Origin of the sequence: Micrococcus sp. Mcc89, from assembly GCF_024519795.1 — a bacterium.
Classification (GTDB): domain Bacteria; phylum Actinomycetota; class Actinomycetes; order Actinomycetales; family Micrococcaceae; genus Micrococcus; species Micrococcus luteus.
Map to the genome: position 1 here is coordinate 1 of NZ_JALJRI010000111.1, position 13439 is coordinate 13439.

General features: G+C 74.0%; 12 protein-coding genes and 1 pseudogene. 4 read left to right on the top strand and 9 right to left on the bottom strand.

Annotated features, from left to right (window positions below):
- Nucleotides 1-54 precede the first annotated feature (54 nt).
- The 4 genes and pseudogenes from NR072_RS10310 to NR072_RS10325 form a co-directional block, all read right to left on the bottom strand.
- Nucleotides 55-254 (bottom strand): annotated as a pseudogene (locus tag NR072_RS10310) (transposase); the annotation flags it as partial.
- A gap of 183 nt (nucleotides 255-437) precedes the next feature.
- Nucleotides 438-3140 (bottom strand): aconitate hydratase AcnA, encoded by a 2703-nt coding sequence (acnA, locus tag NR072_RS10315; protein WP_020625084.1) that lies wholly within the window; start codon nucleotides 3138-3140, stop codon nucleotides 438-440.
- Between the two features lie 201 nt (nucleotides 3141-3341).
- Nucleotides 3342-4814 (bottom strand): class I SAM-dependent RNA methyltransferase, encoded by a 1473-nt coding sequence (locus tag NR072_RS10320; protein WP_020625083.1) that lies wholly within the window; start codon nucleotides 4812-4814, stop codon nucleotides 3342-3344.
- A 159-nt stretch (nucleotides 4815-4973) separates the two neighbouring features.
- A complete protein-coding gene (locus NR072_RS10325) occupies nucleotides 4974-6926 on the bottom strand; it encodes an APC family permease (protein ID WP_020625082.1) in 1953 nt (650 codons plus the stop codon).
- Between the two features lie 134 nt (nucleotides 6927-7060).
- Here NR072_RS10325 and NR072_RS10330 point away from each other — a divergent pair, with 134 nt between their 5' ends.
- Complete coding sequence (locus tag NR072_RS10330; RefSeq protein WP_020625081.1) at nucleotides 7061-7762, top strand: TrkA family potassium uptake protein; 702 nt, start codon at nucleotides 7061-7063, stop codon at nucleotides 7760-7762.
- Nucleotides 7759-8472, top strand: a complete 714-nt coding sequence (locus NR072_RS10335) for a TrkA family potassium uptake protein (protein WP_036382825.1) — start codon at nucleotides 7759-7761, stop codon at nucleotides 8470-8472. Before NR072_RS10330 ends, NR072_RS10335 begins: the two co-directional genes overlap by 4 nt.
- On the opposite strand, the gene NR072_RS10340 is transcribed toward NR072_RS10335, so the two are convergent.
- From NR072_RS10340 to dut, 4 genes are read right to left on the bottom strand one after another with little or no spacing between them, the layout of a single operon-like run.
- On the bottom strand, nucleotides 8424-9128 hold the full coding sequence (locus NR072_RS10340) for a DUF3159 domain-containing protein (RefSeq protein ID WP_020625079.1): 705 nt from the start codon (nucleotides 9126-9128) through the stop codon (nucleotides 8424-8426). The genes NR072_RS10335 and NR072_RS10340 overlap by 49 nt on opposite strands.
- Before the next feature lie 23 nt (nucleotides 9129-9151).
- Nucleotides 9152-9469: an OB-fold nucleic acid binding domain-containing protein gene (locus NR072_RS10345; RefSeq protein ID WP_020625078.1), complete on the bottom strand. Its 318-nt coding sequence runs from the start codon at nucleotides 9467-9469 to the stop codon at nucleotides 9152-9154.
- Nucleotides 9466-10242: a DUF3710 domain-containing protein gene (locus NR072_RS10350; protein ID WP_044659534.1), complete on the bottom strand. Its 777-nt coding sequence runs from the start codon at nucleotides 10240-10242 to the stop codon at nucleotides 9466-9468. Before NR072_RS10350 ends, NR072_RS10345 begins: the two co-directional genes overlap by 4 nt.
- Nucleotides 10239-10721: a dUTP diphosphatase gene (gene dut / locus NR072_RS10355; protein ID WP_036382821.1), complete on the bottom strand. Its 483-nt coding sequence runs from the start codon at nucleotides 10719-10721 to the stop codon at nucleotides 10239-10241. Before dut ends, NR072_RS10350 begins: the two co-directional genes overlap by 4 nt.
- A gap of 117 nt (nucleotides 10722-10838) precedes the next feature.
- Between dut and NR072_RS10360 the strand changes: the two genes are divergently transcribed.
- Entirely contained in the window at nucleotides 10839-11381 is a 543-nt protein-coding gene (locus NR072_RS10360) for a DUF3093 domain-containing protein (protein WP_036382817.1), read from the top strand.
- A gap of 19 nt (nucleotides 11382-11400) precedes the next feature.
- Here the strand turns inward: NR072_RS10360 and NR072_RS10365 are convergent, their stop codons facing one another.
- On the bottom strand, nucleotides 11401-11700 hold the full coding sequence (locus NR072_RS10365; RefSeq protein WP_002858157.1) for a DUF4193 domain-containing protein: 300 nt from the start codon (nucleotides 11698-11700) through the stop codon (nucleotides 11401-11403).
- A gap of 291 nt (nucleotides 11701-11991) precedes the next feature.
- On the opposite strand from NR072_RS10365, the gene sepH reads away from it, so the two are divergent.
- Nucleotides 11992-13431: a septation protein SepH gene (gene sepH / locus NR072_RS10370; protein ID WP_044659533.1), complete on the top strand. Its 1440-nt coding sequence runs from the start codon at nucleotides 11992-11994 to the stop codon at nucleotides 13429-13431.
- Nucleotides 13432-13439 lie beyond the last annotated feature (8 nt).

Here is a 13439-nt window from a genome sequence, read left to right on the forward strand (position 1 = left end):
CAGCGGGTCATTCCCTGGCCACCTATGGGCAGCTTTTCATGGCCGCTTACAGCCGTGCCAGGTCCACACTACTCAGCCAGGGCCCGGAGACCTCGGGCAGGTCCCGCCACGGGATCGAAGCACCTGTCCCGGTGGATGATGGCTTCGACCCTCGTGCGGTCATCGGCGAACGGCCGCCCCTGCCGGCCCGTGCAGGCGGGGAGCATCTGGAACCGGGACGTGTCTTCGAGGGCGCCAGCCGACCCTGGATTCATTGTCAGACACGCCCTAGGCCCGTCTGGCCCGAGGGTGAGCCGGACTCTGAACTGGGGGATGAAGAGCGGTCGTGCACCGGGGTCGGCCCCAGCGGCCACGACGACGGCGGCCCGCCGCCCTCCGTGCGGAGGGCGGCGGGCCGCCGTCGTCGTGGTGCCCGCGCGCGGGCGGTGTCCCGTGGATCAGGCCTTCGCGGCGATCTGACGGAGCACGTACTGCAGGATGCCGCCGTTGCGGTAGTACTCGGCCTCACCGGGGGTGTCGATGCGGACGACCGCGTCGAACTCGGTGACCCTGCCGTCCTCACCGGTGGCCGTGACCTTCACGGTCTTCGGCGTGGTGCCCTCGTTGAGGGCGGTGATGCCGGAGATGTCGAAGGTCTCGGTGCCGGTCAGGCCCAGCGAGTCGGCGTTCTCACCCTCCGGGAACTGCAGCGGCAGCACGCCCATGCCGATGAGGTTCGAGCGGTGGATGCGCTCGAAGGACTCCGTGATCACGGCCTTGACGCCCAGGAGCGCGGTGCCCTTGGCCGCCCAGTCACGGGAGGAGCCGGAGCCGTACTCCTTGCCGCCCAGGACCACCAGCGGGGTGCCCTGCTCGGCGTAGTTCTGCGCCGCGTCGTACACGTAGGCCTGCGGGGCGCCCTCCTGGGTGAAGTCGCGCGTGAAGCCGCCCTCCACGCCGTCGAGCAGCTGGTTCTTGATGCGGATGTTCGCGAACGTGCCGCGGATCATGACCTCGTGGTTGCCACGACGGGATCCGTAGGAGTTGAAGTCCTTGCGCTGCACGCCGTTCTCCAGCAGGTAGCGGCCCGCCGGGGTGTCCGACTTGAAGGAGCCGGCCGGGGAGATGTGGTCCGTGGTCACGGAGTCACCCAGCTTGAGCAGGACGCGGGCGCCGGAGATGTCCGACACCGGGTCCGGCTGCATGGTCATGCCCTCGAAGTACGGGGGCTTGCGCACGTAGGTGGACTTCTCGTCCCACTCGAAGGTGGAGCCCGAGGGGGTCTCCAGGGACTGCCAGCGCTCGTCGCCGTCGAAGATCGTGGCGTACTGCGAGGTGAACATCTCGGTGTCGATCGACGCGTCGATGATCTGCTGGACCTCGGTCGGGTCCGGCCAGATGTCCTTGAGGAAGACGTCGTTGCCCTCCGTGTCCTGGCCCAGGGCCTCGTTCTCGAAGTCGAAGTCCATGGTGCCGGCCAGGGCATAGGCGACCACCAGCGGCGGGGAGGCCAGGTAGTTCATCTTCACGTCCGGGTTGATGCGGCCCTCGAAGTTGCGGTTGCCGGAGAGCACCGCGGTCACGGACAGGTCGTTCTCCTGGATGGCCTCGGAGATCTCGGACTCCAGCGGGCCGGAGTTGCCGATGCAGGTGGTGCAGCCGTAGCCGACCACGTTGAAGCCGAGGTCGTTGAGGGACTCGCGCAGCCCGGACTTCTCGTAGTAGTCGGTCACCACGCGGGAGCCCGGGGCCACGGAGGTCTTCACCCACGGCTTGGACTTCAGGCCCTTGGCGACCGCGTTGCGGGCCAGCACGCCGGCCGCCATCATCACGGAGGGGTTTGACGTGTTGGTGCACGAGGTGATCGAGGCGATGGACACGGCACCGTGGTCCAGCTGGAACTGGCGGCCGTCCGGCATGGCCACGTCCACGAGCTTGGACGGGCGGCCCTCGCCGGCCTCGTCCTGCGTGGCGTAGTTGTGCAGGTCCTTGCGGAACTGGTCCTTGGAGTCGGTGAGCTCGATGCGGTCCTGGGGACGCTTCGGGCCGGAGATGGAGGGCACCACGGTGGACAGGTCCAGCTCGAGGTACTCGGAGTAGGCGACCTCGGAGGACGGGTCGTGCCACATCCCCTGCTCCTTGGTGTACGCCTCCACGAGGGCGACCTGCTCCTCGGAGCGGCCGGTCAGGCGCAGGTAGTCGAGGGTGACCTCGTCGATCGGGAAGATCGCGGCGGTGGAGCCGAACTCGGGCGACATGTTGCCGATGGTGGCGCGGTTGGCCAGGGGCACGGAGCCGACGCCCTCGCCGTAGAACTCGACGAACTTGCCGACCACGCCGTGCTGGCGGAGCATCTCGGTGATGGTCAGCACCACGTCGGTCGCGGTGGCGCCGGACGGGATGCTGCCGGTCAGCTTGAAGCCCACGACCCGCGGGATCAGCATGGACACGGGCTGGCCGAGCATCGCGGCCTCGGCCTCGATGCCGCCGACGCCCCAGCCGAGCACGCCCAGGCCGTTGACCATGGTGGTGTGCGAGTCGGTGCCGACGCAGGAGTCCGGGTAGGCGCGCAGCACGCCGTCGACCTCGCGGGTCATCACGGTGCGGGCCAGGTTCTCGATGTTGACCTGGTGGACGATGCCCATGCCCGGGGGGACGACCTTGAAGTCGTCGAAGGCGGTCTGGCCCCAGCGCAGGAACTTGTAGCGCTCGCCGTTGCGCTCGTACTCGATCTCCATGTTCCGCTCGATGGCGGCGTCGTTGCCGAAGGAGTCGATCTGCACGGAGTGGTCGATCACGAGCTCGGCCGGGGAGAGCGGGTTCACGCGCTCCGGGTCGCCGCCCAGGTCCTGGATGGCCTCACGCATGGTGGCCAGGTCCACGACGCAGGGCACGCCGGTGAAGTCCTGCATGATCACGCGCGCCGGCGTGAACTGGATCTCGGTGTCCGGCTGGGCGTTCGGGTCCCAGGCGGCCAGGGCCTTGATCTGGTCGGCGGTCACGTTGGCGCCGTCCTCGGTGCGCAGCAGGTTCTCCAGCAGCACCTTCAAGGAGTAGGGCAGCTTCTGCGCCCCCTCGACCTTGTTCAGACGGAAAATCTCATACTCGGCGCCCTTGACGTCCAGGACGCCCTTGGAGCCGAAGCTGTCGACGGTGGTCACGAGAGGACTCCTCTTCCCGCCCGGTTTCCTCCGGGCGCTCGTCCAGTGGGGGGTGGTCACCCGCGGCCGCGGACCGCGCCCCGTCCGGGACGGGCGTCGTCTGCGTCACAGGTGCCGCACTGCGTCCCAGGGTACCGCGCCGGTCCCGTGTGACGCGGGCATGGCGCGCGGCGGCCCGCAGGCCGCCACGCGGATGCCGGGTCAGATCTCGACGACGGCCGCGGCCGGGGCGCTCTGGGCGGCCGGCACCAGCACGGTCACCGACTCGAGGTGGTGGGTGTCCGGGTAGAGGTCGAACACGCGGGCGCGCTCCACCTCGTAGCCGCCGTCGCGCAGCCACGCCAGGTCGCGGGCGAACGAGGCGGGGTCGCACGAGACGTACACGATGCGGCCCGGCTCGAGCGCGAGGATGCGCTCGATCGCCCGCCGCCCCGCGCCCGCCCGCGGCGGGTCCAGGACGACGGTGTCCAGCGCGGCACCGCCGAGGCCGCCGTCCGCCACGGGACGCTCGGGGTACTTCAGCCAGCTGCCGAGCACCTTGTCCGTGGGGCCGTTGAGCACCGAGGCCTGCGGCTGGTCGTGCAGGTTGCGGCGGGCGTCCTTCGAGGCCTGGCGGGAGGCCTCCACCGAGTACACGCGGCCCTCGGGTCCCACGGCGTCCGCCAGGTACGCGCTGAACAGGCCGGCGCCGCCGTAGAGGTCGGCCACGACCTGGCCCGGCTCGACGCGCGCGTCCTCGAGCACCGCGTCCACGAGGGTGGCCGGGGCGTGCTGGTGGACCTGCCAGAAGCCGTCACCCGTGACGCGGAAGCGCTTGGTGCCGCCGCGCTCGGACTCCACGGTCTCCTCGACCCAGGTCTTGCCGGTGATGCGCTCGACCTTGACCGGCTGGAACTGCTTCGGGCCGGGCAGGGCCAGGCCGGTGGAGACGTCCACGCCGCACGCATTGGCCGCCTGGCGGATCCGGGTGCGCAGCCGGCCGAGCTTGACCTCGTCCGCCCGCGTCTGCGGGGTGGGCGTCACCAGCACGAGGGGGCGGGAGCCGGAGGCCGGCGTCGCGACGTCCACGCGGGCGGCTCCGGTGAAGTCCCAGTCCCACAGGGCGAGCGCATCGAGGGCCGGCACGCCGAGCGGCATGTTGCGCACGGGTAGGAGGGTCGCCGAACGGTAGGCGTGCATCGCGATGTGCCCCTGGGGGGTCACCGCGAACGCGTTCCGGGTCCGCCAGCGCTGGCCGGTGGGCTCGTCCTCGGAGCCGGCGAAGCACACCTCCGGCTCCACCGCGAGGTCGGCGATGCGGTGCACCGTGTCCCGGAAGACCTGGGCCTTGAGCCGGCGCTGGTGCGGGACCACGATGTGGCCGAACTCGGCGCCGCCCACGGGCGGGCGACCCGAGGCGTGGGCGCGCAGCATGTCCGCGAGCTTCCACTGGTGGATGCGGCGGAACTCGGAGGGCCGCAGCACCTCCACGACGTCGCCGCGCCAGAAGCGGGCCCCGTCCTCGGCCTCGGTCAGGGCCACCCGGACCTTCTCGCCGGGCACGGCGTGGCGCACGAAGACGACCCGCCCCTCGTGCCGGGCCACGCAGTGGCCGCCGTGGGCCATGGCCCCGACCTCCACCTCGATGGTCCTCCCGATCCCGGTGACGTCTGTGGACGTGTCGACGACTGCCATGTCTGGCTCCTCTCGCATCGCAGCGCGCTTCAGGTCTTGCCCTGAGCATCGACTGGTCAGATCATCATCATCCTTGCAGACCGATGCGGCTGTGTCGCCTCGATCGTGGGCGCGCCGTCGGACGGCGTCATCCGCCGCTCCCCGGGGGCGCCGGGGCGGTCAAGAGCCCTGGCCCTCGTGGACCTGCCACGGCACCGAGCCCACCATCACGCCCGGCTCCCGCTGCAGTCGCCGCGTCTGGCGGGTGGCGGTCCGGTTGTGCAGGAGCGTGCGCCAGCCCGGCCGGACCACGTACTCCGGGATGAACACCATGGTCAGGTCCCGCGGGGAGCGGCGTCGGTGCTCGCGCACATGCCGCACCAGGGGGGCCACCGTGTCGCGGTAGGGCGAGGCGATCACGGTGAGCGACATCGGCAGGCCGGCACGCTCCCAGGCGTCGATCACCTCCAGGGTGGCGGCGCGCTCGGCGTCCACGACGACGGCCTCGAGGGAGGACGGCCGCGACGCGCGGGCGTAGGCCAGCGCCCGCAGCGCCGGCCGGTCCAGCGTGGTCACGACGACCACCACGTGGACCCGCGAGGGCAGGGCCCGCGCGTCGTCCTGGGGGTCCGGTGCGAGCTCGCGGTCCACGTCCGCGTAGTGGCGGCGGATCCGCCCCATCACCAGCGAGCCGAGCACGATCGCCAGCAGCGCCACCCACGCGCCCTGCGTGAAGCGGGTGACCAGGACGACGACGCCCGCCAGCGCCGTGACCACCCAGGCCACCGCCGTGATGATCAGGCGCAGCCGGACGGCCGCGCGGGCCCGGGCGCCCGGTGTGTGCACGAGCCGGCGGCGCCACAGCCGCAGCATGCCGGCCTGCGCGAGCGTGAAGGCCAGCAGCACGCCGATGACGTAAAGCTGCACGAGCAGGGCGGTCCGGGCCTCGAAGAACAGCACGAGCGAGAGGGCCACGGCCCCCATCCCGAGGACGCTCCACGTGTGCACCAGCCGGTCGCTGCGGACCCTCAGCTGCCGGGGCAGGTAGCCGTCCTCGGCCACGCGCGCGGCCAGGGCGGGGAACGAGCGGAACGCCGACTTGGCCGCGAACAGCAGGAGCAGGGCGGTGGCCGCGATGGTGGCGACGGACAGGATGCTGCCCGGGCCGTACACGGTGTCCGCGAGCTGGGCGAGCACGGGGGCGGGGGCGCGGTCGGGCGTGACCTCGGCACCCGCGGCGTCCCGGAGGTTCTCCAGCTCCAGCCCGACGACGACGCCGGTGCGCTGAGCCAGGTGCATGACGCCCACGGTCAGCGCGCCGAGGGTGAGGGCCATCACGGTGAGCACCCACCGCACCGTGGGCACGGCCGGCCGGGCCATCAGGCGGGTGCTCGAGACCGGCACCTCGACGCCGGTGAGCAGCACCGATCCCGCGCTGAACGCGCGCAGGGCGAGCAGCGCCGTCGCCACGGTGCTGACGGTCCCGCCGACCCCGGCGCCCTCCTGCGTCCAGCCGGCCGTCGGCGCCGCGCCGAGCAGCCCACGGCCCTCCTGCCACAGGCCCGCCAGGACGAGCAGCGCGGTCAGGGCGACGAACACGCTCACGAGCACGGGCAGCACCCACCGGGACAGCCGCACCCCGCGGAGCGCGGCCAGCAGTACGCCCACGAGCGCGGCCGAGGCCACCAGCACGCGGCTGCCGACGGTGAGTCCGGGGGCCAGCGCCGCCACGAAGTGGGCGAAGGCGGCCACGGAGACCGCGGCGGTGAACACGAAGTCCAGCAGGAGCGCGGCCGAGGCGACGACGCCGGCCCTCGGGCCCAGCTTCATGCCGGCCATGTGATAGATGCCGCCGTGCGGAACGGCGGCGACCGCGGCGCGGAAGGACACGACGATGAGCAGCATCACCGCGACGACGGCCCAGCCGACGGCGGGTCCGAGCGCGAGCGCGGACGTGCCGGCCGCGACCAGGGTGAGGATGACCTCGTCCGGGGCGTAGGCGAGGGAGGACAGGGCGTTCGACGACGTCACGGGCAGCGCCCGCCACCGGTTCATGCGGGGCTCGTCGGCGGCGTGCGACGTCACGGGGCGACCGAGGAGGCCGCGGCGCAGGAGGGAGGACAGCGTGGCCACCGCACCACGGTACCCCCGCCGGGCCCGGACGCCGCGGCGACGCGGATGCTCCCGGACGTGCCCGCCGGATGCGAGGATGGAGCGCGCGTCGGCTCCCCGGCGCACGGAGCACCGCACGAGAGGCAGGGACGGGCATGGCCCACTACGTGATCGTCGGCGGCGGACGGGTGGGCACCCGGTTGGCGGCCGCGCTGGACGCGGCCGGTCACGGCGTCGCCCTCGTGGACCGCGACCCGCGGACCGTGGAGGGGCTGGCCCCCGGCTTCTCCGGCGAGCTCGTGGCCGGCGTGGGCTTCGACCGCTCCGCGCTGCTCGCCGCCGGCATCGACCGCGCGCAGGGCCTGGCGGCCGTGACCGCGGACGACAACACGAACATCATCGCCGCCCGCGTGGCCCGCGAGACCTTCCACGTGGACCACGTGGTGGCGCGCATCTACGACGCCGACCGGGCCCGGCTGTACCAGCGCCTCGGCATCCCCACGGTCGCCTCGATCCAGTGGACGGCCGACCAGGTGCTGCACCGGCTGCTGCCGGCCGGCACCGCCGACGCGGAGCACCGCGACGCCTCCGGCCGGCTGCTCGTGACCGAGCTGGTCCCCCACTCTTCGTGGTGGGGCCGTCGGCTGACCGACGTCGAGTCCACGGTGGGGATGCGCATCGCCTACCTCACCCGGCTCGGCGACGGCCAGCTGCCCCGGCCGGGCGACCGCCTGCAGGAGGGCGACGTGCTGCACGCCGTCTACCCGGTGGACCGCCGGGACCAGGTGGAGGCCGCCCTGCAGGGCGAGGCACGCGTGCCGGACGGCACGGACGAGGACGAGGAGGGACGGGCATGAGGGCCGTCATCGCCGGAGCCGGCGCCGTGGGCGCCTCCATCGCGCGGGAGCTGCACGCGCACGGCCACGAGGTGGTCGTCGTCGAGGCGCGCACGGACGCGGCCCGCAAGGCCGACGTCGGCGGCGCACGCCTCGTCCTCGGGGATGCGTGCGACCTGACCGTGCTCGAGCAGTGCGGCGCCCTGGAGGCGGACGTGCTCGTCGCGGCGACCGGCGACGACCGGGTCAACCTCGTGTGCTCCCTGCTGAGCCGCTCGGAGTTCGGCGTCGGCCGCACCGTGGCCCGCGTCAACAACCCGCTCAACGACTGGCTCTTCGACGAGTCGTGGGGCGTGGACGTGGCCGTGTCCACCCCCTCGATCATGACGGCGCTCGTGGAGGAGGCCGTGGAGACCGGGGACCTCGTGCGCCTGCTCAGACTGGAGGCCGGCGGCGCGGCGCTGTCCGAGTTCCGGGTCCCGGCGGAGCACTGGCTCGAGGGCCGGCGCATCGGCACCGTGTCCTGGCCGCAGGAGGCTCCGCTCGTGGCGGTCGTGCGCGACGGCGCCCCCCGGCAGGCGTCGGCGGACGAGGTCCTGGAGGTGGGCGACGAGCTCTTCTTCCTGGCCGCCGGCTCCGCCGAGCCGGCCCTGCGTCGCCTCCTCGTCGGCGAGGGCCGCGCTCAGGGACGCTCGGAGGCGGCGGAGTCTGCCGGCACGCCGTCGTCCTGACCGGGCGAGCTGACGGACCAGGCGAGCCAGAGCCCCAGGGCATAGAGCGGCAGGCCCATCACCAGGCGGGCCACCCCGAGCGCGGTGACGGCGTCCCCGAGGTAGAGGGGCACCTGCACCGCCAGGCGCAGCGCGAACACGGCCACGAGGATCCAGGTGGCCGCGGCGTAGGCGCGGCGCCGACGCCGGTGGGCCCGCCAGCGGGTGCCCTCGGCGCGCACGAGGCCGAGCACCAGGCCCGCCGCGGGCCAGCCCACGAGGACGGACACCGCGAACGCGAGGCCGTAGGCGGCGTTGGTGACGAAGCCCCACAGGTAGTAGTCGCGGGCCTGGCCGGTGGTCAGGGAGACCACGACGGACAGGACGACGACGGCGAGGCCGGCCAGCACCTGGACCGGCGACTGGCGCTGGACGAGGCGCGCGACGCCCAGCACGAGTGCGACCGCGACGGCCGCCACGCCGGAGGGCCACACCTGCTGGGTGGCGACGTAGCCGACCATGTAGACGAGGGTGGGCAGGGAGGCCTCGACGATGCCGCGCCAGCCACCGACGCTGCCCAGCGCGTCGAGGCGGCCGCGCTCGTCCAGGCGGGCTCGAGACGGCAGGGGGCCGGCCCCGTCCGGGGCGGCGGTGACGGGGCCACGCGGCTCGGTCATGGGCTCTCCTCTCGGGGCCGTGCTCAGCGCGTGGCCTCGGGCGCGTCGACCAGGTCGAACTCGGGGTTGTGCAGGGTGGGCACGCCGTCCATCTGGGTGACGCGGCCGCGGACCGTCAGCCACTCCCCCGGCATGACACCGGGCACGCGGCGCCGCCCGTGCCAGACCAGCTGCAGCGTCTCCGCGGGCGCCATGCTCCCGGGCGCGGGCAGGCGGTCGGCCAAGACCGCGCGGAAGACGGTCGCCTCGTCCGCGCCGGGCAGTGTGACGGAGGCGATGACGCCGCGGCGCTCGATGCGGCCCGCGGCGCCGGTCGGGCGGGCTGCGACGGCGGGGCTCACCGGGTCTCCGTGATCTCCGGACCGCGCTCGGGCAGCGCGGTGGCCTCCGGTGCCGCGCCGTCCCCCGGGCCGGCGGCGGTGTCCGCGAGCACGTCCCGGCCCTCGTCCGGGGCCGGGCGGCGACGCTGCAGCGGGCGCGCGTTGGGAGGCGGACGCAGGGGCAGCAGCTCGCGCGGCGGGAGCGGCTCGTCGCCCCGCACCACGACCAGGTCGGAGAACACCTGTTCCAGCGGCTCGGCGGCCTCCGGCTGGAAGGCGGCCTCGCCGTGGAACACGCCGCGGACGAACCAGCGCGGACCGTCCACGCCCACGAACCGGGCGACGTTCCACCCCGGCGAGCCGTCCGGCAGCGCCGCCGGCACGCGCGTGAGGATCTCGATGCCGAAGCGGCCGGTCTGCTCCTGCACGGTCGCGTGGGCGGTGGTCGACAGGGAGTCGTGCAGCTCGGCGCGCAGGTCGTCCCACAGGCCCGTGCGGCGCGGGGCGCTGAACGCCTGGACCTGCAGCGCCGAGCGGCCGAGGCTGACGGTGGCGGCGACGATCCGCTTCGTCGCGTCCTCGACGTCGAGGCGCAGCTTCATGCCCTGGACCGCCCGCAGGCGCAGCGACCCCAGGTCGATCATGCCGGCGGGATCCGGGCGGGTGGCGACGTCGTGCGGACCGACGTCGGCTGCCTCCGGCGCGGCGGCGATCTCGAGGTCGCGCTCCTCCAGCAGCTCGGCCGGCAGGCTGACCTGCTCGTGGCGCACGGTGCGGTTGCGTCCGAAGATCACGACGTCCTCCCAGGGGTGGTGTCGGCGGTGAAGCCGCCGGTCGAGCCGAAGCCGCCGGCCCCGCGTTCGGAGTCGGGCAGCGCGTCCACGGGCTCGAAGCGGGCCCGCACGACCGGCTGCAGCACGAGCTGGGCGATCCGGTCGCCGCGGCGCAGCACGATCGGCTCGGTCGGGTCCAGGTTGATCAGGGGCACCTTGATCTCGCCGCGGTAGCCGGCGTCGATGGTGCCGGGGGCGTTGACGACGCTCAGGCCGTGGCGGACCGCGAGGCCCGAGCGGGGGTGCACGAACCCCGCGTGGCCCTCCGGGATGGCCAGCGCCACGCCGGTCGGCACGAGGGCACGCTCACCCGGGGCCAGGGTCACGTCGACGGCGGTGCGCAGGTCCGCGCCCGCGTCGCCCGGCTGCGCGTAGGCGGGCGGGGCCAGGCCCGGATCGAGGGCGTGCAGGGGCACGGGCAGCTCGGCGGAGTCGGTCACGAGGCCCGACCCTACACGAGCACCCGTCGGCCCGGGGCCGCGTCGAGGCGGCCGGGCGGGCGCCCTCACCGGTGCCGCGCGGCGGGACCGGAGTCCGGATGTGGGAAGCTGGGACCCATGCGTGATCCCCAGCAGCACCCCGTCGCCGATGCCTCCCGCCGCGCCCCCGAGGGCGCTGCGGCGGGACCCGATCCGGTCCTGTTCGAGGAGCGGTTGACGCCCTCCCCGGGGGTCTGGGCCGTGGCGCTCATGCTGGCGGCGCTGACGATACTCGTGTTCGCGCCGATCGACCTCGGGGTGGGCATCGCGGCCGCCGTCGCGTTCTTCGCCGTCGAGGTCCTGATCCTGGTGGCCACCACCCCGCGCATCGTGGTGCGCGAACGCACCCTCCAGGTGGGCCGCGCCAGCATCGAACGGCACCACGTCGGTCAGGTCACGGGGTATCGCGGCGAGGACGCCCGGGCCCAGCGCGGCCCGCTGCTGCACGGGCTGGCCTTCGTGAACGTGCGCGGCTGGATCGCGCCCGTCGTGCGGATCCAGCTGACCGACGAGCGCGACCGCACACCCTACTGGCTGACCAGCACCCGGCGTCCGGAGGAGCTGGTCGCGGCCCTCGGCGGGACCATGGCCCGGCAGGAGGGGACGGCCGAGGGCCGCTGACCGCCCCGGCGGCGGGGGCTCAGCCCTCGCAGTCGGTGCAGTAGATCAGGCCGTTCTTCTCACGCGCGGCCTGCGAGCGATGGCGGACCAGGAAGCAGGAGGCGCAGGTGAACTCATCCGACTGGGCGGGCAGCACCCGCACCATCAGCTCTTCACCCGAGAGGTCGGCGCCGGGCAGCTCGAACCCCTCGGCGGCCTCCGCTTCGTCCTCGTCCACGACGGCGGACTGGGTGTCCGTGCGCCGTGCCTTCAGCTCCTCGATGGAGTTCTGGCTCAGCTCTTCCTCGTTCTTGCGAGGGGCGTCGTAGTCAGTGGCCATGGGGTTTCACGCTCCGCTGGTGGGGGACGGCACCGGGACCGGTGCCGGCACTGCGCAGGCGGCGTCGTGGGCGGGCCACGCATCACCGGCCTGCGCCGTTGCGCGTAGATTGTGCACCATGGCCGAACCCGTGCCAAATGTTGACCGGCATGCTCGCCCAGGGCGGATTCGCGCGGGCGCGCGCCCCTCGCCCGGGCCGTGGTCTGCGGCCCGGCGGCTAGGATCGGGGCATGCCCGGCCGGGCGTCCGCATGCCCGGTGACCAGAACACGATGTGGGAGGGACCACCGCCATGGCAGAGCTGCGACTGACCGGACCCACCGAGGACGGCGACGCGCTGCGTTTGTCGGGGCCCGAGGGCGAGGAGCACACGCTCCCCCTCTCCCCCTATCTGCGCCGGCTGGTCATCGAGGGCGCCGCGCCCGAGGACGGGCGACCGGCCGAGGACGGCCCCGCGGCCTGGCACGACATGACGGAGATGGACGTCCCCGGGGCGGACGACGAGGACGCCGAGGGACCGGTGGACGCGGCGACGCACGCCGACGATGCCGCGGAGGAGGACGAGCGGGCTCCCGAGGCGCCCTCCGGCCCGGCCCGGCCGGACGAGGACCTCGCGCTCACCCCGCGGATCGACCCGCGGCCCGTGGCCGACGACTCGACCGCGGACGGACCGACCCCGGCGCCGCTGACCGACCAGGAGTCCGTCAAGGCCGCCGCGACCCAGGAGGCCGTGCCCCTCACCCCCCGGGAGATCCAGCAGCGCATCCGTGCGGGCGCCTCCGTGGAGCAGGTGGCCCGGGAGAGCGGGAACGCGTTCTCGCGCATCCGCACCTACGGTCACCCCGTCTTGGCCGAGCGCGACTGGATCGCCCGGCAGGCCCGCGCCGTCGAGGTCTGGGTCGGCGGGCCCGACCTCTACTCGGACCTCGTCCAGGACGGCGGCCCCACGACGCTCGGTGAGCTCGCCGCGCACCGGCTCGCCGAGCTGGGCGTGGACGAGGCGAGCCTCGAGTGGGACGCGTGGCGCGAGGACCAGGCCGGCTGGACCGTGGCCGCCCGGTTCGCCGTGTCCGGTGCGGGGAGTCTGCCCACCCGCGAGGAGCCGCCGGCGCTCTGGACGTTCCGCCCGGCCGGACGCCACCTCGAACCCGAGAACGCCTGGGCCCGCGCCCTGTCCGAGGCGGAGGCCTGGGACCTGGTCCCCCGCGCCCCCGCGGCCGAACCGGTGACGGACGACGTGGACGCCGAGGACGCCGTGACCCCCGCGGGTGCGCACTCCCCGGCCGCCGACCGCGACGCCGATCTGCTGGAGATCCTGCGGGTGCGCCGGGGTCAGCGTGTGGGCGCGGACCTGGAGTCGGACGACACGCTCGCGCACCTGATCGCCCGCGAGCACCAGGACCGGAGTCGGCGCGAGGCCGCCCAGGCGCCCGAGCCGCTCGCCCCGGTCGACGCCGAGGGGGCCCTGACGACCGCCGACGACGCCCCGGGCATCGACGAGCCGGAACCGGCCGCCGAGACCGACCGCGCCGAGGACACTGCCGCAGACGTCGCGGACGCGGAGGTCGCGGACGCGGGTGTCGAGGACGAGGGGGCGGAGCCCGCGCCTCGCGAGCGTGCCGCGCGCCCTGCCATGCCGGCCGTCACGCCGCGCCCCCGGGCCCGCTCGGCCGCTCGCCGCGCGTCCGTGCCCAGCTGGGACGAGATCGTCTTCGGCCGCAAGGGCGACTGACCCCGGCC

Coding starts and splice junctions, on each gene's coding strand:
- sepH (WP_044659533.1), top strand. CDS start 11,992: ATGGCAGAGCTGCGACTGACCGGACCCACCGAGGACGGCGACGCGCTG.
- NR072_RS10335 (WP_036382825.1), top strand. CDS start 7,759: ATGAGGGCCGTCATCGCCGGAGCCGGCGCCGTGGGCGCCTCCATCGCG.
- NR072_RS10365 (WP_002858157.1), bottom strand. CDS start 11,700: ATGGCCACTGACTACGACGCCCCTCGCAAGAACGAGGAAGAGCTGAGC.
- NR072_RS10340 (WP_020625079.1), bottom strand. CDS start 9,128: ATGACCGAGCCGCGTGGCCCCGTCACCGCCGCCCCGGACGGGGCCGGC.
- NR072_RS10320 (WP_020625083.1), bottom strand. CDS start 4,814: ATGGCAGTCGTCGACACGTCCACAGACGTCACCGGGATCGGGAGGACC.
- NR072_RS10330 (WP_020625081.1), top strand. CDS start 7,061: ATGGCCCACTACGTGATCGTCGGCGGCGGACGGGTGGGCACCCGGTTG.
- NR072_RS10360 (WP_036382817.1), top strand. CDS start 10,839: ATGCGTGATCCCCAGCAGCACCCCGTCGCCGATGCCTCCCGCCGCGCC.